17 protein-coding genes and 3 pseudogenes are annotated in these 25,457 nt (G+C 60.6%); 14 read left to right on the plus strand and 6 right to left on the minus strand.

The features are described 5' to 3' along the window. Positions 1–475 precede the first annotated feature (475 nt). Complete coding sequence (locus QM685_RS23485; RefSeq protein WP_415119860.1) at positions 476–1,261, minus strand: AraC family transcriptional regulator; 786 nt, start codon at positions 1,259–1,261, stop codon at positions 476–478. Positions 1,262–1,522: 261 nt separating this feature from the next. Here QM685_RS23485 and QM685_RS23490 point away from each other — a divergent pair, with 261 nt between their 5' ends. The 9 genes and pseudogenes from QM685_RS23490 to QM685_RS23530 all read left to right on the plus strand — a co-directional run. Beyond that, positions 1,523–3,160 (plus strand): cyclic peptide export ABC transporter, encoded by a 1,638-nt coding sequence (locus QM685_RS23490; protein ID WP_415119862.1) that lies wholly within the window; start codon positions 1,523–1,525, stop codon positions 3,158–3,160. Beyond that, positions 3,157–3,993, plus strand: coding sequence for an ATP-binding cassette domain-containing protein (locus QM685_RS23495; RefSeq protein WP_415119864.1), 837 nt, complete (start codon positions 3,157–3,159; stop codon positions 3,991–3,993). Before QM685_RS23490 ends, QM685_RS23495 begins: the two co-directional genes overlap by 4 nt. Positions 3,994–4,145: 152 nt before the next feature. Beyond that, entirely contained in the window at positions 4,146–4,970 is an 825-nt protein-coding gene (locus QM685_RS23500; protein ID WP_415119866.1) for an ABC transporter substrate-binding protein, read from the plus strand. After that, positions 4,963–6,978, plus strand: a complete 2,016-nt coding sequence (gene fhuB / locus QM685_RS23505; RefSeq protein WP_415119868.1) for a Fe(3+)-hydroxamate ABC transporter permease FhuB — start codon at positions 4,963–4,965, stop codon at positions 6,976–6,978. Before QM685_RS23500 ends, fhuB begins: the two co-directional genes overlap by 8 nt. 181 nt (positions 6,979–7,159) lie before the next feature. Further along, positions 7,160–9,331 (plus strand): TonB-dependent siderophore receptor, encoded by a 2,172-nt coding sequence (locus tag QM685_RS23510; protein ID WP_415119870.1) that lies wholly within the window; start codon positions 7,160–7,162, stop codon positions 9,329–9,331. A 111-nt stretch (positions 9,332–9,442) separates the two neighbouring features. Beyond that, positions 9,443–9,721, plus strand: a complete 279-nt coding sequence (locus QM685_RS23515; protein ID WP_415119872.1) for a hypothetical protein — start codon at positions 9,443–9,445, stop codon at positions 9,719–9,721. Further along, a complete protein-coding gene (locus tag QM685_RS23520) occupies positions 9,721–10,164 on the plus strand; it encodes an energy transducer TonB (RefSeq protein WP_415119874.1) in 444 nt (147 codons plus the stop codon). Before QM685_RS23515 ends, QM685_RS23520 begins: the two co-directional genes overlap by 1 nt. A 29-nt stretch (positions 10,165–10,193) precedes the next feature. After that, positions 10,194–10,847: pseudogene (locus tag QM685_RS23525) on the plus strand (MotA/TolQ/ExbB proton channel family protein). Between the two features lie 53 nt (positions 10,848–10,900). Continuing rightward, a pseudogene (locus tag QM685_RS23530) lies at positions 10,901–11,250 on the plus strand (alpha/beta hydrolase-fold protein); the annotation flags it as partial. Between the two features lie 76 nt (positions 11,251–11,326). Here QM685_RS23530 and QM685_RS23535 read toward each other — a convergent pair. Beyond that, the gene (locus QM685_RS23535; protein WP_415119875.1) at positions 11,327–12,229 is read right to left on the minus strand and encodes an NAD(P)-dependent oxidoreductase; all 903 of its coding nucleotides are present in this window, start codon (positions 12,227–12,229) and stop codon (positions 11,327–11,329) included. A 104-nt stretch (positions 12,230–12,333) separates the two neighbouring features. Beyond that, positions 12,334–13,101, minus strand: a pseudogene (locus tag QM685_RS23540) (mandelate racemase/muconate lactonizing enzyme family protein); the annotation flags it as partial. Between the two features lie 148 nt (positions 13,102–13,249). On the opposite strand from QM685_RS23540, the gene QM685_RS23545 reads away from it, so the two are divergent. Continuing rightward, positions 13,250–13,615 (plus strand): enolase C-terminal domain-like protein, encoded by a 366-nt coding sequence (locus QM685_RS23545; protein WP_415120103.1) that lies wholly within the window; start codon positions 13,250–13,252, stop codon positions 13,613–13,615. A gap of 162 nt (positions 13,616–13,777) precedes the next feature. Here QM685_RS23545 and QM685_RS23550 read toward each other — a convergent pair whose 3' ends face one another. Together QM685_RS23550 and QM685_RS23555 are read right to left on the minus strand one after the other, a co-directional pair. Further along, positions 13,778–15,073, minus strand: a complete 1,296-nt coding sequence (locus tag QM685_RS23550) for an ATP-binding protein (protein ID WP_415119877.1) — start codon at positions 15,071–15,073, stop codon at positions 13,778–13,780. Beyond that, positions 15,073–15,792 carry a response regulator gene (locus QM685_RS23555; protein WP_415119879.1) on the minus strand — a complete coding sequence of 240 codons (720 nt, stop codon included), beginning with the start codon at positions 15,790–15,792 and terminating at the stop codon, positions 15,073–15,075. The genes QM685_RS23550 and QM685_RS23555 overlap by 1 nt, the downstream gene beginning before the upstream one ends. Before the next feature lie 200 nt (positions 15,793–15,992). On the opposite strand from QM685_RS23555, the gene QM685_RS23560 reads away from it, so the two are divergent. From QM685_RS23560 to QM685_RS23575, 4 genes are all read left to right on the plus strand, one after another. Next, positions 15,993–17,342 carry an efflux RND transporter periplasmic adaptor subunit gene (locus QM685_RS23560; protein WP_415119881.1) on the plus strand — a complete coding sequence of 450 codons (1,350 nt, stop codon included), beginning with the start codon at positions 15,993–15,995 and terminating at the stop codon, positions 17,340–17,342. A gap of 9 nt (positions 17,343–17,351) precedes the next feature. Further along, positions 17,352–20,561 (plus strand): efflux RND transporter permease subunit, encoded by a 3,210-nt coding sequence (locus QM685_RS23565; RefSeq protein WP_415119883.1) that lies wholly within the window; start codon positions 17,352–17,354, stop codon positions 20,559–20,561. Beyond that, a complete protein-coding gene (locus tag QM685_RS23570; RefSeq protein ID WP_415119885.1) occupies positions 20,558–22,093 on the plus strand; it encodes an efflux transporter outer membrane subunit in 1,536 nt (511 codons plus the stop codon). Before QM685_RS23565 ends, QM685_RS23570 begins: the two co-directional genes overlap by 4 nt. Positions 22,094–22,359: 266 nt before the next feature. After that, positions 22,360–22,704 (plus strand): RcnB family protein, encoded by a 345-nt coding sequence (locus tag QM685_RS23575; protein ID WP_415119887.1) that lies wholly within the window; start codon positions 22,360–22,362, stop codon positions 22,702–22,704. Between the two features lie 364 nt (positions 22,705–23,068). Here the strand turns inward: QM685_RS23575 and QM685_RS23580 are convergent, their stop codons facing one another. Beyond that, positions 23,069–25,387, minus strand: a complete 2,319-nt coding sequence (locus QM685_RS23580) for an LPS-assembly protein LptD (protein ID WP_415119889.1) — start codon at positions 25,385–25,387, stop codon at positions 23,069–23,071. Between the last annotated feature and the right edge of the window lie 70 nt (positions 25,388–25,457).

Raw genomic sequence — 25,457 nt, forward strand, 5'->3', positions numbered from 1 at the left:
AAGGAAATGAAATGGTCAGCGAAACGCTGCTTTGCCGATGCGCAACATTTCTTGTGTAGCCAAAGATGAGGCAGTCCGACTGCTTCTGGTTGCCTGCATCGACGGAGTTGGTCAACAAACCGGGTGCTCCGAACGAGGAAAGTGTTTCTTGACGATGAGCGCATGACGGTAGCCACCGGACGAGTGTCACCACATTGCTCGGGACTGGGTACGTAACTGACCTCAGCTTGGACAATGATCTCGGCGATGACAGTAGTGGGACCGGCTAAGACGTGATTGCGTGGATTGAGGTGGCTGTCGCGCTGAGTCGCTTCGTTCCGCCGAGAATTACGGCGCATTCAGCGAATCCAGCCGCGGTAAGCGGATGCGCGCCGGTATCAAGGCAATCGATCGACTTCGAGAAAGTTCTGTTCTGGGCCATCTCCTTCGTCGATAGCGTCTGTGTGACGGTTCCAGTACATTCAGGCCGGCAGATTCATTTCGATGCGAGATAGCGTTGAGGTGACTCCCCGGTGATCTGCCGGAACATGGCAATGAACGCACTGGCTCTACCGTAACCAAGATCCGCAGAAACACGTGTAACTGATTGGCCCTGCGCAAGCCGGGTGATGGCCTCGATCACCCTCGACTGTTGACGCCACGCTCTGAACGTCATACCAGTTTCTTCCTTGAAATGGCGCGCCAGAGTTCGTCCACTCGCTCCGAGTTTTTCCCCCCAGATATCGAGAGAATCTTCGCAGGTCGGGTCATTCAGCAGATGCTCGCATATCCTGACAAGCCGTCCATCACGCGGCACTGGCAGACTGCCCTGATGCATAGGCTCTGCACGCGGGAGCACCTTTAGCAGCAAAGCCGCCGATAACGCGGCATCACTGTCGGGTTCGTATGTTAGGCCACCTTCGGCCAAATTTATGACCAGCTCACGTGCGAATGTCGAAATGGCAATCAGCGTGGGATCGCGCCAGGACCAGGGAAGCCTGTCCGGCTCGATATGGACCCCGACCACATCGGTTTCGCCAACAGCGATGACTGCGTGTTCGACATGGGGGGGTAACCATACCGCACGGCTCGGCGGAATTATCCAGGTGAGTGACGGCGTTAGCACTCGCAGGACGCCGGAGACCGCGAAAGAAAGCTGGCCAAAATGATGGACGTGCCATCCAAATCCTTCGCCGTGCTGGTGGTGAGTGATTGACGCCGAAATGGGACGGGCAAGTCTCCTTTCCTTGATCCCATAACGTCTGAATATCTGGTTCTTCATGGGCTGACGGCAGGTGTTGTCATAAAGTCGGTATTGTACCGCGTAAGCGTACAGAGAATGTCCAAAACTCAGTATATGCTGTCTCCCATTCGGAAGTCGAAGCAGATATTCTCATCTGGAACAAAGAGTTGAGAATTTTCCATGTTTCATTATTAATGATTCTCATTATTTAACTTGCTCCATTTTTTGTGTGGTCAGTCGGTTTCCGGCCACCCAGCCAAACCTCCTTACTGCCTTGAATAAGCCTTTCTGGAACCGGTCATGCGTCTGATCGTGACACTCGTACGCAGCGCACGCTGGCTGCTGCCTATAGCCATACTGACCAGCCTCGTTAGTGGCTTCGGCAATGCTGCTCTCGTTGCGCTGATCAATCAGGCTCTCGGTGCACCTGCTGCCCGGCTGGCAGATCTCGGTATGCGCTTCGTCCTGCTTGGACTGCTGGTTCTTGTTACGCGAGTGTCCTCACAGACGCTTTTCATGTATCTGGGACAGCGTACAAAGGCAACACTGCGCATGCAGATAATCCGGCGCATCGTCGCAACGTCCTATCCCGATATAGAGCGATGTGGCGCTGCGCGGCCGCTTGGCGTGCTGACACAGGACCTGGATACGATCGTCGTGTTCTTCGTCAGCCTTCCATCGATTGCCACGCAGGGCGCAGTCATTGCCGGTTGCCTGATTTATCTCGGTATGCTGTCGTGGCCGGTCCTCTTGTCGGCGCTGGTTGCGATCGGAATTGGGGCGCTAGGTTTTCGTATGGCCAACGGACCTGCACTCCTCCATCTGCGGGGGTCGCGTCGTCGCGAAGACGATCTGGTCCGGCAATTCCGCGCACTCTTTGATGGTGCCAAGGAACTGAAACTGCACCGTGCCCGGCGCGAGGCATTCGTTGACGAAGAACTGGCCCCGCACGTCGAGGCAGTCCGCATGCAGCGCACGCGCGGCTATGTGCTGAACGCGGCAGCGGCAAGCTGGGGCAATCTAGTTCTGTTTGCCTTTGTGGGGCTGACGATCTTCGTGCTGGCCCGCCGCTTCGGCGCAGATACGCATGTCATGTCGGGCTTCACGCTTGTCTTGCTCTACCTGATCATGCCAGTGGAGGCGCTGCTTTCCGCGTTGCCGACGATCAGTTCGGTACGCGTCGCACTTGAGCGCATCGGGCAACTGCATGACGCATTGCCCCCGGATGTTCCGTCTCAAGCTGCAGCGGGTCGGACATTTTTGAGCATCGTGCTTGGGGGTGTCACGCACCGTTATTTCCGCGAAAAAGAAAACGGCGTCTTCCTGCTCGGCCCAGTCAATTTCGAGTTCCGTCCGGGGGAGATCGTGTACCTGATTGGTGGAAACGGCAGCGGGAAGACGACGTTTGCCAAGCTGCTGGTTGGGCTGTATGTGCCCGAAGATGGCCGCGTATTGCTCGACGGCAGGCCGGTCGATGCAGGTACGCGGGATACGTACCGACATCTATTTTCCGTCGTGTTCAGCGATTTCTATCTGTTCGAGTCATTGTTCGGCCTGTCGGCAGACAGCGAACGCATGGCACGGACACTCCTGGCCGAACTCCAGCTCGACCACAAGGTGCGTGTCGAAAACGGAAATTTCTCTACCCTGGATCTTTCTCAAGGGCAGCGCAAGCGTCTCGCGCTGCTGGTCGCCTATCTGGAAGACCGGCCATTCTATGTTTTCGACGAATGGGCCGCTGATCAGGACGCGGTGTTCAAGGACGTGTTCTACCGGAAGATGCTGCCGGCGCTGAAGTCCCGGGGCAAGGCCGTGCTGGTCATCACGCATGACGACCGCTATTTCGATCTCGCGGATCGCACAATCAAGCTGGAGAGCGGACAACTGGTCGACGACACGGCGCGGGCAGTACATCCATACCAGGTGGCGGCGCGATGAATACGCCAGACGTCACGACATCCCGGTCGGATTCGACATCCCGATCCGGCATCCCCTTGTCAGCGGCATACGACCTGGAGCAGGTGAGCTTTGCTGTAGCCGGCCGGGAACTGCTACGCGCTATCGACCTGAGGTTCAATGCCGGATTGGTAACGGGGCTTGTAGGCCATAACGGCTCCGGCAAAACGTCGCTCATCAAGCTGCTTGCGCGTATTCACCGCCCCACCAGTGGAAGCATCACGTTCGGCGAGCGCCCGCTTGCCGACTGGCCGCACCGGACCTTTGCGCAGCAGGTGGCGCATCTGCCCCAGTACACGCCCGCGACTGATGGACTGCTGGTTCGCGAACTGGTTGCGCTTGGCCGGTATCCCTGGCACGGCGCGCTGGGCCGCTTCTCGGCCGAGGATCGTGACCGAGTGAATGACGCGATGCACGTGACGGACGTAATGCGCTACGCGGACCGGGCCGTGGATAGCCTGTCCGGTGGTGAGCGTCAGCGCGTCTGGGTGGCAATGCTGATCGCCCAGGGCAGCCGTTGCTTACTGCTTGACGAGCCCACCTCTGCCCTCGACGTCGGGCACCAGCTTGAGATCCTGGGGCTGATCCGGAAACTCGCCGACGAACGCGGCGTGACGGCCATCGTCGTGCTGCATGACATAAACATGGCTGCACGGTTCTGCAATGAACTGGTGGCATTGCGCGGCGGCCAGGTGCTGATGAAGTCATCGCCTGACGCGGTGATGAGGCCGGACTGTCTCAGGAGTATCTACGGGGTTCCCATGGGCGTATTCAGGAAACCGGACAGCGGCGACGTGATCGGGTTTCCAAAATGAACGGCGCGGGACGCAGCATGGGGCAGGTAATCGACAGGGTACGCCGCCTTTTCCTGGGACGGGCTGGCCAGATGGCGCTGTGGGCGTCGAGCGTGGGGGTGTCTGTGGGCCGGGCGATGGCATCTCCGGAGATCCCGCGTCGGATAGTGGTGATGAACTGGCCGTTGACTGAGACGTTGCTGGACGTCGGCGTTGTGCCTGTCGGCGTATCCGCGCCTGAGTGGTATCGGCGCAATGTGGTGGAGCCGACATTGCCATCCAGGGTGGTCGATGTGGGGTTGTTGTATTCGCCGAACTACGAGGTTCTGGAAGAACTGGCCCCCGACCTGCTGATCATCACGCCAGGACATGCCCCTGCGCGTCCCATGCTTGAACGACTGGCACCGACATTGACGTTGGGGCGGTACACGTCGAATGCGCAGCCATACCCCGCATTGCGCGCCGAGACATTGCAGATGGCACAGGCTGTGGGACGGAACAGCGAGGGTCACAGGCTCCTGGAGAGAACGGACAGCGTACTGGACGGGGTAGGGGCGCGTCTGGCGCAGCGCCCGGAGTTGCTTCATCGCCCGGTGGTCGTCGCGGAACTTGTCGATGACAGGCATGTGCGTGTCTATGGGGCGGGCAGCCTGTTTGATGCGATGACGTCCAGGATCGGGGTGACCAATGCAGTGAATCAGGGAGGGCGGCAACCCACCTGGTCAACCGGCCAGGGTGGTTTTACCGTGGTCCCTATGCAGCGTCTTTTCGACTTGCCACAGGCAACCCTGCTGCTGACGGGAGAACTCCGATCATCTCAGCGTACCGCGCTTGAGAAGGATGTGATGTGGCAGGCGCTTCCGTCATTGAAGTCACGGCATGTCGCGGTCCTCCCGGTCATCGCCTCGGACGGAGGGCTTTTCTCGATGCAGCGTTTTGCTCTGGCTGTAGAGCAGGCCCTTGCTGATATCGCCGGAGGGAGAGGTGGCCTTGGCTGAGTTCATTTCATCCGGCCACGTCCGTCCAATGCGCAATTACTGTGTGCCGATGCTGTGCCTGCTTGCGATCGCCGCGGCAGCCTTGACGGCGATGCGCGTCCACGACGAACTGCATGGTGCAAGGCTCTTGGCGGCAATCGGTTCCGTGGAAACCGGGGATTTTCATCTGCTGATTGTGCGCAACGATATCCTGCCCCGTGTTGCCGTCGCGCTGCTCTGCGGCGCGGCCTTAGGGCTGGCGGGGACACTGGCCCAGCAGGTCCTGCGTAATCCTCTTGCCGAGCCCATGACGCTGGGCGTGCTGCCCGGCGCATATCTCGCTGTCTCGGCAGCGGCGATCTGGGCGCCCGCATTACTGGACATGCAAAAAGAACTGGTCGCGCTTGCCGGAGGCGGGGTCGCGATGCTCGCTGTATTCCTGCTCGCCTCGTCACAGCGCATGTCCTCACTGGCGGTCATCCTCGCCGGGATGGTGGTCAATCTGCTGTGCGGCGCGATTAGCATGGCGATCGCCTGGACTCACTACGAGATCCTGCACGGCGTCATGATCTGGGGTGGCGGTGCGCTTGATCAGAGCGGTTGGGGGACCTGCACATGGTTGGCGCTCCGGCTCGGGCTCGCGCTGCTTCCCGTCTGGTGGTTGCGTCACCCGTTGGCCGCGTTCTCGGCTGGAGACTCGACTGTCCACAGCCTCGGTATCGGTGTGCAGCATCTGCGCCTTGTTGCATTGCTGGTGACGGTGGCGCTTGCCGCTTGCGTTGTAGCTTCAGTGGGCGTCATCGGGTTCGTCGGCCTTGCCGCACCTGTCATCGCTCGGCTCGCGGGCGCACGGCGCATCGGTCAGCGGCTCGTGTGCGCGCCATTACTGGGCGCCCTACTGCTATGGGCGACCGACGAAGTTATCCAGACGATCTCGTACAGCGGGTTTCTTTCTGGCCATCTGATCCCGACCGGCACAGTGACTTCGTTGCTGGGCGTGCCGCTTCTGATCGCACTGCTTCCACGACTGCGTGCCATACCAGACGTCGAATCAGCCGACGCCGTACATATGCCGAAGCACCTGTCGCGATGGTATATCCCATTCGGCACCTTCATGGTACTGGGGACGTTTGGCACATCGTTGCTCGTGACGCGTAGCCTGCATGGGTGGCGGATTCAGACGTATTCCCCTGCTGGGCTGCTCGTCGCGTGGTGGCTTCCGCATACCGTCGCGGTGATGACGGCGGGCGCGCTGCTCGGACTGTCCGGGACGCTGTTTCAACGCATGACCGCAAATCCGATGGCCAGCCCCGATCTGCTTGGTGTCAGTTCTGGTGGTGCGCTGGGCATGGCCGTTGCCCTCTTTGCGGCTAAACAGATTTTTCCGATGGCGCTACTTGCTGGATGCCTTGGAGGTGCCTTCGTGACTCTTATGGCACTCCTGTGGATGGGTAGGCGGACGGGTTTTGCCCCCGAACGGATGCTGCTGGTCGGAATAGCGCTCAGTGCCCTTTTCCAGTCGTTTGTTGGAGCAGTAACGGCGAGTGGAGACTCGCGGGCAGCGCTATTGCTTAACCTGATGTTCGGCAATACCTATTACGTGCAGCCCGTGACGGCCTACGTGGCGGCAGCGATTACGCTCCTGGCGGTGAGTCTTGTCCCGCTCTTCGCCCGCTGGCTGCAGACGCTGGGGCTGGGTGCGCAATTCGCGAGCGGTGTCGGCGTGCATGTCGTTCCGGCGCGCGGTTGCGTCCTGCTGTTCGCTTCGATTCTGACTGCGGTGTCCACAGTGGTCGCCGGTCCGTTGACATTCGTGGGGTTGATCGCTCCGCATCTGGCCAGGTTTTCGGGTGCGCGCCGGCCGTCCGCTCAAGCGTGGATTGCAGCGCTGTTCGGCAGCGCACTCATGGGTTTCTCGGAATGGCTTGGTCGTCAGGTCATGTTTCCAGAAACGATGCCGACTGGCCTTATTGCCACGCTAGTGGGCGGTAGCTATCTGGCGGTCATGTTCATCCGCCGACGAGGATAGGGCGAGCGGTCTAGCCATCTGTGCTACGGGACATGGAACGATACTGGCAGCATAAATGTAAATAAGACGCATTTGTATTGATCTGTGATCGATGGTGATCATGGCCGGGCGAGGAGGCCAGAACCCGGATGCGTCGAGTTCAGATTTTGATTTCTCAGACTCCTGATGAGAGGAAAAGCATATGAAAAAGAAACACGCTACATATTCAATTAGTATTGCAAATAGTTTCAGATTGAATGTATTCGCATTGGCCGCTATTGTTGCGTGGGCAGGAAGTGCTTACGCCCAGGATGTACCGACTGCCGGTTCGACGGATAACAGTTCCGCAACGGCGAATGTCCTGCCGGCAGTGACGGTCAGCGCGACGCGCGAAGTCGATGCAACAACGGAGGGTTCGGGATCGTACGGCGCGCAGGCGGCAACGATCGCCGGGAAGGTGCCGCGGAAACTTCAGGAGATCCCGAATTCGGTTTCGGTTATCACGCGTCAGCGCATGGACGATCAGAATATGACGACGCTGGAAGATGCGTTGCGGTACACCACTGGTATTCAAGCGGTGTCTTATGGTGACACCGCTTACTATTCGGCGCGCGGCTACCTGCTCGGCATTGAGTTCGATGGTGTATCGCTCATGAGCGGCGTCCAGTATGAGCCGCAACTGGATCTCGCTTTTTATGACCGCATCGAGGTTTTTCGGGGGCCGGCCGGGGTGATGGATGGAACGGGCAACCCGGGTGGCACGGTGAACATGGTGCGCAAGCGCCCGCTGGATACGTTCCACGTCACGACGGAAACGCAGGTGTCGTCCTTCGGCGGTGCGCGGCAGATGGTCGATGTGACTGGGCCGCTGAACAAGGAGGGCACACTGCGGGGACGGGCTGTTATCGTAGGGTCCGACGAACATCAGTCCATCGATCGCTACCGGCAAAAGGAGGCAGGCTTTTACGGCATCCTTGAATACGACATCACTCCGCGTACCACCGTTGCCCTATCAACTGCCCACCAGGTTAATGCGGATACCGGATTTGACTTCGGCGTTGGTGGGATTAACAACGGACAGCGCCTACCCACTTCATGGTCGCAGAACTTCGGTGCGAGCTGGAACTACCAGCGTAATACGCTGGATGAGGCAAACGTTAACTTGACGCACCGGTTCGATAACGGCTGGAACTCGTCGACGACGGTGCTCTATCGCCGGTACAGCTTCAGCAGTACTTATGCTTACCCGTTTGGGGCCACTGGTACTAATCCGTATGACCAGACGTATTATGCTCAAAAGCAAAGCGGAACCTATAACTGGTTTGCGATGGATACGAATGTATCCGGGCCGGTGCGTCTCTTTGGCCGTAATCATACGCTGACGTTTGGGGCGACCTATAGCCAGCTCTCTGAAACCAACCCTTTCGTTAGTCAAAATATCGGGACATTCAATGTTCTCGATGCGGCGAGTATTCCGAAACCAGATTTTGCCTCCGGCTCCAATACCAACTTCCGTTTCCAACAGGGCGGAGTGTATGGACAGGCCCGCATCAGGATTACGGATCCTCTTTCCGTGACCTTGGGCGCTCGAGAAATCTGGTATCAGTCAGAAACGCAGACAACGGGGGACTGGAAAGTCACTTCCCGTATGAATGGAAAATTTGTTCCATATGCTGCGATCGTTTACAACATCGTGCCGAATATCTCAGCCTATGTGAGCTACTCGGCGGTCTTCGCGCCACAGACAGGAACGAGTTTTGGCGGGCAAGGGCTGGCGCCCGCTTCCGGCAAGCAGTACGAGGCGGGTTTGAAGGGAACATTCATAAACGGGCGACTCAATGCTAATGTCGCCGCGTTCCGGATCGACAACGATCACTATCAAGTCGGTGATCCGATCCACACGGGATTTTATCTTGACGCTGGCAAGGTACGTAGCCAGGGATGGGAATTTGAGGTCAGTGGTGAACCGCTGAGCGGCTGGAATATCTACGCTGGATATACATTGCTTAATGCCGACTTTGAGTCAGGATTGACTGCTACGAGTCTCGGCAATGGAGCTGGCCTTGAGTCACCGCGAAATCTCTTCAAGCTCTATACGACATATCGATTCCAGCAAGGGATACTGCATGGGTGGATGGTGGGTGTCGGTATGTATGCGCAAAGCGCGACTAGCCGGTTAAACTCAAAATATGAGCAGGGCGGTTACGCCATATTTAATGCCCAGGTTGGATATCAGTTCAACAAGCATGTAACTGCATCTCTGGCGCTGAATAATATCTTCAACAGAGGATATTATGCGCGAACGCCGGGCACCTTCTATGGTCAGTTTGGTGATCTGCGGAATGCAGTATTGACGGTGCGGACTAATTTCTGACGAATTGTTTTTGAAGCGCGACAGAAGAACACCATATCGCTGACCTCTCGCGCACATATCTCACCGATGTGACTACGCAAAGAAAGTTTGTCAGTGGATATGAGTGTTCAAATGGACGCATTACCCAATCGCGTGTCCGAAACATCCGCGCGCCGCATCGCCGTGGTTGCCGGATTCGTTCTCGCTGCCCGCGTCGGTCTGCTTGCACCGGAGCTGAGCATGCAGGACAAGCTGGTTGAGAAGCCCCTCGAGTCGCAGACGATCACCGCCGAGCTGATCAGCGCGGCACCTGCGCCCGTGTCGATGTCTGCGGCGCTTCAGTCGTCGGCACCCCGCAGCCGGTTCCGCCCAAGCCTCACCCGAAGCAGCGTCCCGTCGAGCACCACGTAGTGACGGCAAAGCCCGCGTCGGTTCTGACCAGACCGGGCGACGAGCCATCGCCGATCCCCGCGGCAGCGGCAGAACCCACGCCGGCCCCGGCCACGCAAGTCACTCCAGCTGCGGTGGCGCCGGCGGCCACCGCAATCGGTCGGGAAACGCTGGCTGTCAGCACGCCGAAGGACGTGGCGCACCTGGACTGCAATATCGCGAAGCCGGAGTACCCGTGTCTGTCGAAGCGCATGAACGAGACCGGTACCGCAGTGGTCCGGTTCGTCATGGGACTGATCGGCGCCATCGAGGACATCCGGCTTCAGAAAAGTAGCGGCTACCCGAGGCTCGACAGCGCGGCGCTCGATGCGATGCACGCCAGCGCCTGCCGCCCGTATCTCGAAAACATCAAGCCGATCCGAGCCGCCTATTCGCAACCGTTCACCTTCAGTCTGGACGACTGAGCCAACCCACCTGAAGAAAGGGAATCAGCATGGAGCACTATGGCCTCGCCAACGTCTGGCAGCAAGGCGATTTCGTGACACGGGGCATCCTGATCGCCCTGACCCTGATGTCGCTGGCGTCGTGGACCGTCATTATCCTGAAGCTCTGGAACGTCGTGCGCCTGCGACGTGTCGTGCGCAATACCGAGCGTTCATTCTGGCATTCGGACGATTTCGAAGCCGGCCTTCACAAGCTCGGTGACAGCGGTTCGTCGTACGCCAGCAATCCGCTGCTCGCACTCGCGCTGTCGGGCAGGGAAGCCACCGAGCACCATCGCCAGACGCAGCCTCAACTGCACGACCGCATGGACATTTCCGACTGGGTGACGCGCCGTCTGAAGGACACGATGGAAGACATCGTTGCGCGACTGTAGTCCGGCCTCGCGATCCTCGCGTCGATCGGCAGCACGGCGCCGTTCGTTGGTCTGTTCGGCACGGTATGGGGCATCTACCACGCACCGGTCATGATCGGTACGACCGGCGAGACGACCATCGATAACGTGGCCGGGCCGGTCGGAGAGTCGCTGATCATGACGGCCTTTGGCCTGTTCGTCGCGATTCCGGCCGTGCTCGGCTATAACGCGCTCACACGGACCAACAAGGGCACCGTAACGAGGCTGAACCGCTTTGCTTCGACCTGGTAAAGAATGGCGAGTCGATCCGCTTGGTCGTGCTGTACTAAGAAAGGAGCGCCGCGATGCTCGAACTACTATCGTCGCACGCCTGCCACGGCGGCGAGTGGCGCATCTACAGGCACGGGTCGCGCACGATCGGTCTGCCGATGCGCTTCTCGATGTTCCTGAAGACGCATCGCACAGGAAGGTCCCAGCTCTGTTCTACCTCGCCGGGCTGACCTTCCTCGAAGAGACGTTTCCAATCAAGGCGCTCGCAGCGCCTTGCCACGCAACACGACATCGCGCTGATTGAACCGGACATGAGCCCACGCTGCACGGGCATTTCTTGCGAAAACGATACGTGTGTGACTTCGACGTCGGCACGGTTTTCTCTCTCGAAGCTATACAGGAGCTGCGGCCGAAACACCAGCGGAAACATCGCTCGAATACATCAGTGCGTTTGAAGACTGGTTCGATAACGATCTCGTCGCGACGGGCACCGTAGGACTTTACTCCGAGCGAATTTCGACCCTTGTCATCTGTTCGATGATGCGGATGACTGCCATGTGGTCTTCCTCACCGCAGCCTTGAGCGAGCGTACTCTTGTAGAACTCGTGCACAACACTGGCGATGGGCATCGGTGCGTTGATGCTGTGACTTAGTTCCATCGCGAGGTCCAAGTCCTTGTACTGCAGCTTGCTCTTGAATCCGGGCTGGAAGTTGCCTTTCAACACTTCAGGTGCACGAACCTCGAGTGCCCAGCAGCGTGCGGCGCCCTTGGGCAGTACTTCGACAATCTTTTGCGAATTCACTCCGGCCTTGGTACCCAGCGCGAGCGCCTTGCCCATGGCAAGCACGGTGGCTGCGGCGAGCATCTGATTGCACGACTTGACGAACTGGCCTGCTGAATTGCCACCGACGTGCGTCACGCGCTGGCCTAGCAAACGCAGCACCGACATGCAGCGTTCGAACACCTTCTTGTCCCCGCCAACCATGATGGACAACATGCCCTCGATCGCTCCTTTCTCTCCGCCGCTGACGGGCGCGTCGAGCATACGGGCTCCCGAAGCGCGTACTGCTTCGGTAAGCTCCCGCGTGGCGATGGTGGAGATGGTGCTCATGTCGATCAACACCTTCTCCTCATGAAGCGAGTGGATTACGCCGTTGTCGCCGAGCACCACTTCGCGCACATGAGGCGTATCCGGAACCATCGTGATGATGATTTCGGCTTCGCGCGCCACGGCTGCCGGACTATCTTGCCCATGTGCACCGTCCCGCACGAGTTCCTCGATGTCGGCACGCTGATTCGAATACACATGAGCAGCGTGACCTCCTTCGATCAGATTGCGCACCATCGGCTTTCCCATGATGCCCAAGCCGATAAACCCTAGAACGGGTCGTTTTTTGCTCATATCGAACCCCTCTCAAAGTCAGTCGACATCCGGCCGATCCGCTGGCTGCACGCTTTCGCCTCCATGCTTGAATCGATGCACGGAACGGTCGGAGGCAGCAGGTTTTATCGATGCTTGCCGAACTCTTCGTTGCCCGTCGTGCATGCGATAGCTTGCTCGCTCAGACTGAAGCCGAGTCCCGGACGGTTAGGGACGTGCATTCGTCCGCCACGCAGCTCGAGCCGTTCGTTGAACAGCGACTCCAGCCATTCGAAGTGCTCGAGCCACGGTTCGCTTTCGAACGCGGCGGCGAGATGTAGATGGATCTCCATCGCGAAATGCGGCGCGAGCTTCAGACCCCGCAAGTTGGCGAACTGCATGATCTGAAGAAACGGCGTGATGCCGCCGACTCGCGGTGCATCCGGTTGAACGAAGTCCGCTCCCCGTGCTTCGATCAGCGAAGCATGTTCGCCGAAGCTGGTCAGCATTTCACCGGTGGCGATCGCGGTGTCGAGCGATGCCACAAGCGCGGCGTGGCCCTCGAAATCATAGGCGTCCAGTGGTTCTTCGATCCACGTCAGGTCGACTTCTTCAAGCCCGCGGCAGGCTCGCTGCGCCTTCAGTCGGTCCCATTGCTGATTGGCATCGACCATCAGCGGAAAATCTGGACCGAGCAGCTCGCGCACGGCGGAAACCCGTCGGAAGTCTTCACGCATGTCGGGCTGGCCGACCTTCAGCTTGATGCTGCCAATGCCGTTCTTGCGCGAGCGCTCGACGTTTTCGAGCACGCGCTCGAGCGGCATCGACAGATAGCCACCTGAGGCGTTGTAACACTGCACCGAATCGCGATGAGCACCCAGCAACTTGGCGAGCGGCATTGAACGGCCTTGCGCGACGTGTCTTTCACTCGTACGGGCAGAGCGGCGCATTCATCTATGCGTTGTCCGCGATGGACATCGCGTTCTGGGACCTGGCGGCGCAAGCTGCAGGGCAGCCACTGTATCGACTTCCAGGTGGAAAGGGTGATGGTCTGGTCGACGCATACGCGAGCCTCGTCAGCTATGGCAACGATGCGCAACGTGTCGCGCAGGAGGTGCAAAAGCCCACAGCGAAGGTTTCGGGGCTATCAAGCTGCACGAGACGGACGACGACGCGGTAGCCGCCGCACGCGCTGCGCTGCCAGTCAATGTGCCGCTGATGGTCGACGTGAATTGCGCGTGGACGGAAGATGAGGCGCAAGACGTCCTTGCGCGATGGGAAGAGCTCGACGTGGTGTTCGTCGAGGAAGCGCTTTGGCCCGTCGACGACTACCCGGTACTCGCGCGGCTGAAGCGATCCGGCGTGCCGATTGCCGCAGGAGAGAACGTGTCGGGGGCTTCCCACGGCAAGAGGCCGACTGGGCGGTAGGCATCATCGCGACCGGCCAGCCGCTGGGAGCGGTTCTTGTTCTTGCCGCTCCGGTGATTGGATTTTATGCGGCGATCTGGGGGCTGGCGGATCGCTTTCGTCGCAACGGCCATGCTCGGGATGATCTGGCTCGTGGCCTGGCTGGCGCTCTTTCATGGTTTGCTACGAAAAACTGACTCGTGCTGTCAGTCCAGACGGGTGTCGGTTGATCAGTCGAAGTGTCCCGTTATGGGCCTGCACAATTTCCTTGACGATCGACAGACCCAGTCCCATGCTGCCGGGCCGGTCATTGCGTGCGTGATCGAGTCGTACGAACGGTTCAATCACGTCGCGCAGGCGGTCTTCGGGAATGCCTGGACCATCATCGCTTACGTCAACCTGGATCGCGCCGTCCAGCACCTTTGCGCTGACCGTGACTGTCCGGCCGAAATGGAGTGCGTTGTCGACGAGATTTGTCAGGACCCGTCGAATTGCCTCCGGCCTGCAAAAAAAGCGTATCTGTTCCGGACCGTCGTAGCGGATGGCGGCTCCCCCTTCCGCATATTCGTCGCACAGCGTGGAAATCAGTGCGCCGAGATCGAGCCATTCCCGTGTTTCACGGTCTGTGTCGCTGGCGAGGAACGCCAGCGCTGACGTGATCATCGACTGCATGATGTCGATGTTCTGGATCAGCTTGTCGGGCACGATGTCTGTGCGGTGGGTTTCGATATGCAAACGCATGCGGGTGAGGGGCGTGCGCAGGTCGTGGCTGATGGCCGCGAGCATGCGGGTCCGGTTCTGGACCGAATGCATGATGCGCTCCTGCATCAGGTTGAACGCATGGGCGGCGCGCCGTACTTCGAGCGGACCATGCTCTTCGATCGGCGCGATCGACATCTCCCGTCCGAACGCATCGGCCTGTTCCGAGAGCTGCCGCAAAGGGCGGATGACGCGCGAAATCGCCCAGGCGGACATCGCCGCAACGCCTACGCACAGGAAGATCAACGCGCTGTAGAAGGGACCGGTGAACCTGCCCGGCTCTCCCGAAGTACGGTCCGTCAATATCTCGAGGGTCTGGCCGTCCAGCGGAACAAGAACCTGGATGGTCTCGCCGGGCTTGTGGGAAGTGCAGGCGCGCACGGCCAGATCTGTGATGCCGGGAAGTTCGGCCCTGAGTGCAGCGTCGAAGTCATGCGTATCCAGTGTCTGTCGGGAGCACGCCGAAGGCGACGATGTCAGCCGGACGGACAGGTCGGGGCGCCTGACGGCGGCGACGATGGTGTTGCGTACGTCTTGCGGCGCGCCCCGGAGACTTTCCACGAGGCCCGCGACGCGATAGGCATTCTGCCAGGGCCACGGCGGAGCCGGTGGCGAGCCGAAGTAAGACAGCAGGACGATGAAGAGCAGGAACGTCGCAACCGATGAGCATCCGATGATGGCCAGTATCTGTCCGAGAGTGGTGGAAAGAAGGCGCCGCATCAGATAACCCTGACCTCGGGCTCAAAGGCGTACCCGTCGGCGCGCACGGTACGGATCGTTTCCGCGAACGGATCATCGCCGGCGAGTTTGCGGCGCAGCCGGCTCACGAGCAGGTCGATCGAGCGCTCTGAGATTGGAAAGTCTCTGCCGCGCGTCAGGCTGATGAGTTCCTCGCGTGAGAGCACTTCACGCGCATGCTGGCACAGCACGAGCAGCAGGTCCGTTTCCGCGCCGGTGAGCGGCACGCGCAGGCCCGCGGGGGAACGCACGAAGCGCCGGTAAGGATAGAACGTGAACCCCGAAAACTGCATGACCAGTTCCACCGCTGGCGCGCGCCGTGCGTTTTCCGCTCCCGCCGGCCGTCGCAGTACGGCACGGATGCGGGCAAGCAGTGCGCGCAGGTCAAACGGCTTCGACACATAGTCATCTGCACCCATCTCAAGGCCAACGACCGTGTCGGTCGGGTCGTCCAGCGCGGTGACCATGATGATGCGAGGGCCCCCCTTTGCACGCAGGCGTCGGCAGAGGTCCAGTCCGTCGGCGCCCGGCAGCATGATATCGAGCAGGATCAGATCGATGTTGACCTTCTCGAGCATGTCTTCGGCCGCTTCGGCGCTTGCCGCCACATACGCGGCGTAGCCCTTGTCCGCAAGAAAGGTGGCCAGCGGGGCACTGATGTCGGGGTCGTCATCGACGATGAGGATATGGATATCGTTCAAGTGTTTTCCGCAAGCAGGAGCCACCTTCCACATGGAATGTGGCCATGGACTCGATGGCCGCGACGGGTGCAGCCCCGTCAACGATTCCGTATTCTCCAGCAAAGCGATCCGCCCCGAGCATTCTGTAATGTGTCAATCCAGACACAATATGTGAATGCTTCAAAGTACCAACAGGCTGCGGCGTGATTGCCTTATTGTGCATGACTTCATCCGAACTGATGGTCATGACCATGAAAAGGCAGACTGTGCGTCGCGGATCGTCGCGGCGACTTTCGACGTCACAGGGAATTCCAGGTGTCCATCCGGGCTGCCGGAGGGCCGGATGGTCGTTCGCACTGGCCTTGCTGGTGGCGCTCGGCATCGCGGCCTGTACGCGCCATCAGAATGCAGCTTCGCCGCCGCCGGCCGCCGCGGCCGTCGAAGTCGGTGTCGAAACCGTCTCGCCGCAGCGGATCGTGCTCACCACGGAGCTGTCAGGCAGACTGTCGGCGCTCAAGGTTTCCGACGTACGCCCGCAGATCAGCGGAATCGTCCAGAAGCGGCTTTTCACCGAAGGCGCGGACGTGAAGGTCGGCCAGATCCTTTACCAGATCGATCCCGCAACTTACCAGGCAACCTACGATCAGGCGCGCGGCACACTCGCCAAGGCGCAGGCAACCCTTGCGTCCGCGAGGAGCAAGGCCGACCGCTATGCCCAGCTAGTGAAAATCAACGCGGTCAGTGCGCAGGACAACGACGATGCAGTCGCCGCGGTCCGCGAAGACGAGGCCGACGTCATCGCCGACCGCGCATCGCTCGAGTCGGCACGGATCAATCTCGGCTATACGCGAATCACGGCTCCGATTTCCGGTCGGATCGGCGCTTCGTCGGTGACCGAGGGTGCCCTGGTCACCTCCGACCAGACAACCGCGCTCGCCACGATCCACGCCTACAACCAGATGTACCTCGATGTGACCCGCTCGAGCGCTGAATGGCTGCGGCTGCGCAAAGCGTATGCGTCCGGACGGCTTCAGCTTGCCACTGGCGGCGCGACGGTGCGCCTGGTCATGGAGGACGGTACGCCGTATGCGCAGCCGGGTGTACTGCAGTTCTCTGGCATAGCCGTCGATCAGACTACGGGTTCGGTCACGCTGCGGATGATTTTCCCGAATCCGGACGGCGAACTGTTGCCGGGGATGTTCGTGCGGGCGCAACTCGATGAGGGCGAGGACGCGGGCGCACTGCTCGTTCCACAGCTCGCGGTCACCCGTGCATCGGATGGTAGCGCGACGGTGTGGGTCGTCGACGCGACGGACCATGCGAAGCAGGTCGTGGTTCGCGCTGATAACGCGTATCGGGACAGTTGGATCGTCACGAGCGGCCTGAAGGCCGGTGACCGCGTGATCGTCAGTGGGCTGCAGAAAGTGCAGGCGGGCGTTGCAGTTCACGTCGTCGCGAACGCATCGGCGAATGTTGCTGGCGGGGCCAACGCCACGAACGTGGGTAGCGCGGCCTCAGCCGTACCATCCAGCGCGCTTCGGGGCGTCGTGTCGTCCGCAGTGGCAGGGTGAGGAGGGCGCATGGCAGGCTTTTTCATCCAGCGGCCCATCCTCGCGTGGGTCATCGCAATTGTGATCATGCTGATAGGCGGCGCGGCAACCACGCGGCTGCCGATCGAACAGTACCCGACGATCGCTCCGCCGTCGGTCCAGGTCAGCGCGACCTATCCGGGCGCCTCCGCCGATACGGTGGCCAGAACGGTGACGCAGGTCATCGAGCAGAAGCTCTCCGGGATCGACAATCTGCTGTACATGTCGTCAACGAGCAGCGGCTCCGGCCAGGCGACGATCAACCTGACGTTCAGCCCTGGCACCGACCCGGACATCGCCCAGGTGCAGGTCCAGAACAAGGTCAGCCAGGCCAGTGCCTCGCTGCCCGAGACCGTGCAGGAACAGGGCGTACAGGTCGCGAAAGCCTCGAGCAACTTCCTCATGATCGTGGCGCTCTGGTCACCCGGGGGATCGCTCAATTCGACTGACCTGGGAAACGTGATTGCCACCCAGCTTGAAGACCCACTCACCCAGCTGAACGGCGTTGGCGATGTCACGCTCTTTGGCGCACAGCACGCGATGCGGATCTGGCTGGACCCGGTCAAGCTGCGTGGTGTCGGTCTCACGGCCTCCGATGTGACGACCGCCGTGACAAACCAGAACGTCCAGTTATCGGTCGGCGAGCTCGGTGGCGCGCCAGCGACGGACTCCCAGGCGATCAACGCGACGATTTCGTCATCGAGTCTGCTGAACACACCCGACCAGTTTGGAGACATTCTGCTGCGTGTGAACACGGATGGCTCGAAGGTTCGGCTCAAGGACGTGGCGCGCGTCGAGATCGGCGGTGATTCGTACGACACGTCGTCGCGGCTGGACGGCAAACCCGCGGCCGCCCTGGCGATCAAGCTGTCGACCGGTGCCAACGCGATGGCGGTCGCGAAAGCTGTCCGTGCCAAGCTCACCGAGCTGCAGCCACAGCTGCCGAAGGACATCGCCATTGCCTATCCATACGACTCGACACCGTTCGTCAGGATCTCGATCGTGGAGGTCGTCAAGACACTCGTTGAAGCAGTCATCCTCGTGTTTCTCGTGATGTACCTGTTTCTGCAGAATCTGCGCGCAACCCTGATTCCGACGATTGTTGTGCCAGTCGCGCTGCTCGGAACCTTCGGCGTGATGTCGGCGATCGGGTTTTCGATCAATGTGCTGTCGATGTTTGCGATGGTGCTGGCGATCGGGTTGCTCGTCGACGATGCGATCGTCGTGGTCGAGAATGTCGAGCGGATCATGGCCGAGGAAAAACTTGGGCCCAGGACGGCGACGAAGAAGGCAATGGGGCAGATCACGGGCGCGCTCGTCGGTGTGACGACGGTGCTGACCGCGGTGTTCATCCCGATGGCGTTTTTCTCGGGATCGACTGGCGCGATCTACCGCCAGTTCTCCGTGACCATTGTCTCGGCGATGGTGCTCTCGGTGCTGCTCGCGCTGACGCTGACGCCTGCCCTGTGCGCAACCCTGCTGACCCCGTCGGCGGTCGGACATGAGACACGCCGCGGCGTGCTCGGCGGGTTCAACCGGCTGTTCAGCAGGGCCAACGCAGGCTACAGTTCGTCACTCGCCCGGGTCGTCGCGAAGCCTGCACGCTGGATGCTCGTGTATGCGCTGATCACCGGAGTGGTCGCCATTCTTTACGTGACGCTCCCCTCGTCGTACCTGCCGGAGGAGGACCAAGGCTCGTTCATGGTATCCATTTCGGCGCCCGTTGGCACGCCAGCGGCCGTGACGCTGAAAACCGTCGAGGCGGTCGAGCAGTATTTTCTGAAGCAGCCGGCCGTGACCCATGTGATGGCGGTGAACGGCTTCAGCTTCAATGGCCAGGGGCAGAACAACGCGCTCGCGTTCGTCCAGTTGAAGGACTGGGGCCAGCGTGGGTCGGATGAGAGCGCGCAGGCCCTCATCAGTCGCGCGAATGGAGCGTTTGCGAAGAGCCGTGACGCGCAGGTTTTCGTGATGAATATGCCGGCAATCCAGGGACTCGGCACGCAGAGCGGCCTCGACTTCGAGATTGAGGACAGTGCTGGCCACGGCCATGACAGTCTGCTCAAGGCGCGCAACCAGTTCATCGCGCTTGCGGCGAAGGACCCGTCGCTCGGCATAACGCGTGCCGCGGGTCTTGAGGATACGCCCCAGCTTTACGTCAACATTGATCGCGAAAAGGCGAGCGCGCTCGGCCTGTCCATATCGGACCTGAATTCGACGCTGTCCACGGCGTTTGGCTCGACGTACGTGAACAACTATATCGATACTGGCCGCATCCAGAAGGTGTACGTGCAGGCCGATGCGCCTTACCGCATGATGCCGGCAGATATCGGTCAGTGGTACGTGAGGGCGGATTCCTCCAGTTCCTCGTCGGATTCTTCGTCATCGTCGTCGGGCACCTCTTCCACTTCGACCTCGACGAGCTCAAGCTACGACGGGCAGATGGTACCGTTTTCCGCATTCGCGACGACGCGCTGGACGTTCGGCCCCCCGCAGATTGAACGTTACAACCGCGCGCTTGCAATGGAGATGAGTGCCCAGCCGGCGTCCGGCATCAGCACCGGTCAGGCGATGGCCGCCGTCGAGAAGATCGCCCGCCAGTTGCCGTCCGGGTTCGGTATCGAATGGACGGGTGAGTCGTACCAGGAGGTGCTTGCCGGCTCGCAGGCGAGCTACCTGTACGCCATTTCGCTGATTGTCGTTTTTTTGTGCCTGGCCGGACTGTACGAAAGCTGGTCGGTACCCCTCGCGGTCATCCTCGTGGTACCGGTCGGCGTGCTCGGTGCGCTGCTCGGCGCCCATCTGCGCGGACTGTCGAACGACGTCTATTTCAAGGTGGGTCTCCTGACCACAATCGGACTGTCGACCAAGAACGCCATCCTGATCGTCGAATTCGCGAAGGACCTGCAGACACAGGGGCGTGGACTCATCGCGGCGACGCTCGAGGCAGCGCACCTGCGGCTGCGGCCGATCCTCATGACGTCGCTCGCGTTCGTGTTCGGGGTGCTGCCTCTCGTCGTCAGTAGCGGAGCGGGTTCGGCCGCGCGACGAGCCATCGGGACAGGGGTGGCAGGCGGAATGATCGCCGCGACAGTCCTGGCGATTTTCCTCGTGCCCGTGTTTTTCGTCGTTGTGCGCGGACTGTTCAGGGAAGAGCGGTCCGATAGTGAGGCCGCACGCAGACAGGAGGATGAAGCATGAAACTCAAACTCCTGTCGCTGCTTTGCGCAGCGGCGATGTGCGCATGCTCGTTTGACCCGGTTTACCAGCGGCCGTCCGCGCCGGTGGACGCCACCTGGCCGACGGGCGATGCGTATGGTACGCGCGACCAGAGTGCGGCCGCCGCGACACCTGCTTCGACTTCTTCCGCAAGTCTGGCAGCGACGGCGACACCAGGATCGAACGTCACGGCCGCCGCGGCTACCGACACCAGCGCCCCGGCGGCGCCGCTTGCCGCAGACGTGGGCTGGCGGGATTTCTTCAGGGATGCACGGCTGCAGTCCCTGATTTCGCTGGCATTGCAAAACAACCGCGACATGCGGGTCGCCGCGTTGCAGGTGGCCGAGTATGAGGCGCAATACCGGGTCACGCGAGCACAGCTTGCGCCGACGATAGACGCGACGGGTTCGATAAGCAATGCGCGCAGCGATGGAATAACTACCCGGTCCGATAGTGTATCCATCGGCACGACGTCGTGGGAAATCGACTTCTTCGGCCGTCTGCGCAGCCTGACCCGTCAGGCGCTCGAGAACTATCTGGCGACCGACGCGTCGCGCGCGAGTACACAGCTGTCGCTGGTCGCGACCGTTGCGACTGACTATCTGCAACTGCGGTCCGACGAGGCGATGCTGAAAATCTCCACCGATACGGTGAAAGCAGATCAGGGAACGTATGACCTGACGGTTAGCATGATGAAGATCGGCAGTTCGTCACTGCAGGATGTACGCGAGGCACAGACGTCGCTCGCGAGTGCTCGCGCGAGCGTGGCGGCCTACACCCGGGCAGTGGCACAGGACCGGAACAATCTGGTTGCGGAGATTGGCTGCCCGTTGCCTGACGGCCTGGACGGTGGCGCCACGCTCCTCGATAGCGATGCCATGCTGGCTGACATCGGTGCGGGTGTGCCGTCCGACCTGCTGATCCGGCGTCCCGACATCATCGCGGCCGAGCACACGCTGAAGGGCGCGAACGCAAACATCGGTGCAGCACGCGCCGCATTCTTTCCGAAGATCGAGCTGACCGCAGCGGCCGGCACCGCAAGCACGAGCCTGTCGACGCTATTCAAGGCGGGAACCGGCGCATGGACTTTCGCGCCGTCAATCACGATGCCGATCTTCGACTATGGCAGCAACAAGGCATCGCTGGATGTCGCGAAGATCGAAAAGGACATCGACGTCGCCGATTACGAGAAGACCATCCAGACCGCGTTCAAGGAAGTATCGAACGCACTGGCTGGGCGCCTGACCTACGTGCAGCAGGTCGACGCCGACCGTGACTACGTGAACGCTGCCCAGGACTACTACAATCTGGCGCAATCCCGCTACAGGACCGGTACCGACAGTTTCCTGACACTGCTCACCGCGCAGCGCACCTTGTACACGGCGCAGGAGCAGCTTGTGACCGACCAGTTGTCGAAGCTCTCGAATCTCGTGACGCTTTACAAGGTGCTGGGTGGTGGGTGGTCTGAGACGAGTGGAGGCAGTTCTTCGATCGCGGTACACGACGGCTCCTGAGCGCCCGAGGTGTGCCAATTGTCCGTCTATCTGGTTCGGGGCTAACTGGTGAGCTATCAAACCAGCGTACCTCACAGCCTCCACTAATTCGATACCGTTTGCAGGTTCAAGGTGTGCAACAACAGGTTTCCTCATCCACTCGTTACATAGGAACGGGAGAGCAGTTACAAAACGACACGGACGCCACCATTCCGTAATACGGCGGTAAAAAACGCACGCCAACTGGGTGCGAACATTTGATGGTCAATTGCAACTGAGGATAGTTCATGAAAAAACAGGCAATCTTTTTTGCTGTGGCAGCAAGTCTGCTCGGGTTATCGGCGTCTGGATCTGCGCAGCAAGGGCCGGGGCCGGGCGGCCCGGATGACGGCGGTCCCTATGCGCTGCGTCCGGATCGCCATGATGGACCTGTGCCACATCACGACTGGCATCCCGGCGAACCGGTGCCCCCATCCTACCGCGGACCACACTATGTGGTCGATGACTGGCGCGCTTACGAACTGCAACCGCCGCCCGCCGGCTATCAATGGCTGCGCGTGAATGGCGATTTCGTGCTCGCTGCCGTAACGACAGGTGTCATCACGAGCATCCTCGCGGCGCCCCATCGATAAATTTTCCCTGCCGGCACCGCCGTTTGCCGGGGCAGCGGCTTGCCGGTCCGGTGATCGGTTTCATGGTCGAAGTCGCAACCACGGAGTCGACTTCCAGACAAATTCGTCTTTTACCGAAGGAGAAATGCATGAAAAAAGTAACGATGTTTGCAGGATTGGTTGTCCTGGCTGCTGTGCTCGGAGGATGCTGGTGGGGACCGCCTCCCGGCGGTCCCGGCCCGGCTGGCGGCCCCGGCGGCGGTGCACCAGGTGGAGGTGGACCAGGCGGGCCCGGTGGCCCGCAAGGATCGGTTCAGGTACCGCACTCGTCTGGTGCCGCGTAACAAAGCCGTGTGAATGGGTTCCTTCTCATTTCAGCCATCGTCTACTGATAATCGCTGAACCGGGACGTCGGTTCAGTGATCGTCGAACTCGGCGTATAGCCCGGCACGTTCGCGCGAAACTGATTCAGCAAGCCGTTATCCACCTGCGAAAAACCCTTGAGCTGAAGCTGCATCAATACGCGCGTGCCGGTGCTGGGCGACGTCGTCGAACTGGTCGCATTGGTGTACTTCTCGAACGCGATTCCCAGCGACCAGCAATCCGCGTCGTACTGAAGTCCCAGCAAGCCCGCGATAAGACGGTGCGTGCTCATGTCGTAATTCACCCGTCCGACGCTCACCACGTTATGCGCGAGCGGCCATTGCTCCGACACGATGAACTGATTGATCGGCTGGTAGTCGAGCGTACTGTTCGCGCGGGTATAGCGATAAGCAAAGTTCAGTACCCGCTGCGGACCCGGCGCCCATCCCAAACCAGCCTCCGCATTCGACAGGTAATTGTTCGCCTGGCTATATTCCACCGCCTGTTCGGCGGTGAGATCCGTCCCGAGCTTGTACGATGCCCCGGCGATGACCCCGGTGCGCGCGACCGTGCTGATCGCATCGTCCGTTTGCAGCGTCACGCGCGGCGTGCGGAAGTCGTACTGCTGCGCGAGGATGAAACGGGCTCGCTCGTCGCCGCTGGCCGCATCGATGAATCGCGTAGTCAACGCGGCGGTGACGCGATTCGCGTCGGACACCCTGTCGTTGCCGACGAAGCTGTTGGGCATGAACAGTTCGGTGAGCCCGAAGTCGGCTGCCGCCGTATCGAAGAGCGGCGCGAACGACTGGTTGCGATACGGCGTGTACACGTAAAAGAGCCGCGGTTCGAGGGTCTGGATGTACGATTGCCCGAAGAGCCGAACGCTGCGCTCGAAGCGCATGCCCGAGTCGAGCGTGAAAGTGGGCACGTTGACGGAAAACGTCTTCGGCTCGCCGGCCGGTACATCGGTGCCGATCGAAGTCAGATCGTAGGCGGCGAAGTGCCATGCCAGCTTCGGTGTGATGAACCATCCCGGGCGCTCGATCGGATAGCTGACATACGGATTGAAAACGAAGCGGTTACCCTCGGTCATATCCGCCGACGAGATCGTGAAGCGCGTTGCGTCCGCTTCCGCGCCGAAGTCGAAACCGCCCACCGCGTAACGTGCATAGCGCACGTTGACCTGCGGCTCGCGGTTATATGTCGAGTCGCTCGTGAAAGCCTGCCAGCGCTGCTCGCGGGCCAGAACGCTCCACGGCCCGTTGTTGTACGTGAGACCCGCTTCCTGTTGATACAGCGTGGTCGAGCCGGTTGGAAACGCGATGCCCGACGCCAGATCGGTCGTTACCGTCGAGTCGGACACGCGGTTGTAGTGCACGTATGCGCCGAAACCCGAACCGGGATTCCAGACCTGATTCAGTGCGATCGAGTAGCGCTGCGTGCCGGTGATCATGTCGTGTGGCAACCACGCAAACGACATCGTTCCCGAATCGTTCGGTTGCAGATAGCGGTAGTCCGCGGTCAGCATCTCGCCTCGGCGCGTCATGATGCGCGGCGTCACCGTGAGATCGTAGTTCGGCGCGAGATTGAAGTAGTACGGCAGCGCGAGGTCGACGCCATTGGTCGAGCTGAGCGAAAACGTCGGCGGCAGAAAACCGCTGCGCCGCGCGCCGGATAGAGGAAACGACAGCCACGGGCTCGCCAGCAGCGGCACGCCCTGGAAGAACAGCACGCCGTTGTGCGCAATGCCTTCGTCGTTGCCGTTGTCGATCTCGAACTCGGATGCTTTCAGATACCAGTCCGGCTGCGCATCGCATTGGCAGGTCGTATAGGTGCCGTGATGAACGACGGTGCGTTCGTTATCCAGCACATCGGCGCGCTCGGCACTCCCACGCCCGCCGCTCGGATAGAACCGGTATTTCGGCACGCTGATATAGCCCTGGCTCGCTTCGACGTAGAAATGCGCGTCCGGCCCCTCAAACACGTCGCCATTGTCGACGAGGCGCGCGTGGCCATACGCGTCCGCCTTGTCGCGATCGACGTCGTAATGCAGCGCGTCGCCCGCGACGACCGACGCCGCCTGCCGCAATTGCGCATGCCCTTTCAGCGAGACGTCCGTGTCGGCGGTGCCGGTCATCGAATCGGCGATTGCCGACGTGCCGGGTCGATCGCCCGGCCGCAGCGGATGCTCGCCCAATTGGGGCTCGAGGCGCAAGCCCCAGATGCCATCGAGCGCTTCGGGCTCCGCGGCGGCGCCGGCCAGTTGCGCGAAAGCGGACAGCGGCACGAGCAGCGGCGCGCATCCCACCGCGCACAGCACGAGCGGAACCAGCGGGCGCATGCGCAGACGCCTGAAAACACTGCGTAGTATCAAGTCAGGTAAAACTCGGGAAGGATCAGGGGCGCAATGA

It is taken from the genome of Paraburkholderia sp., assembly GCF_047605525.1.
Classification (GTDB): Bacteria; Pseudomonadota; Gammaproteobacteria; order Burkholderiales; family Burkholderiaceae; genus Paraburkholderia.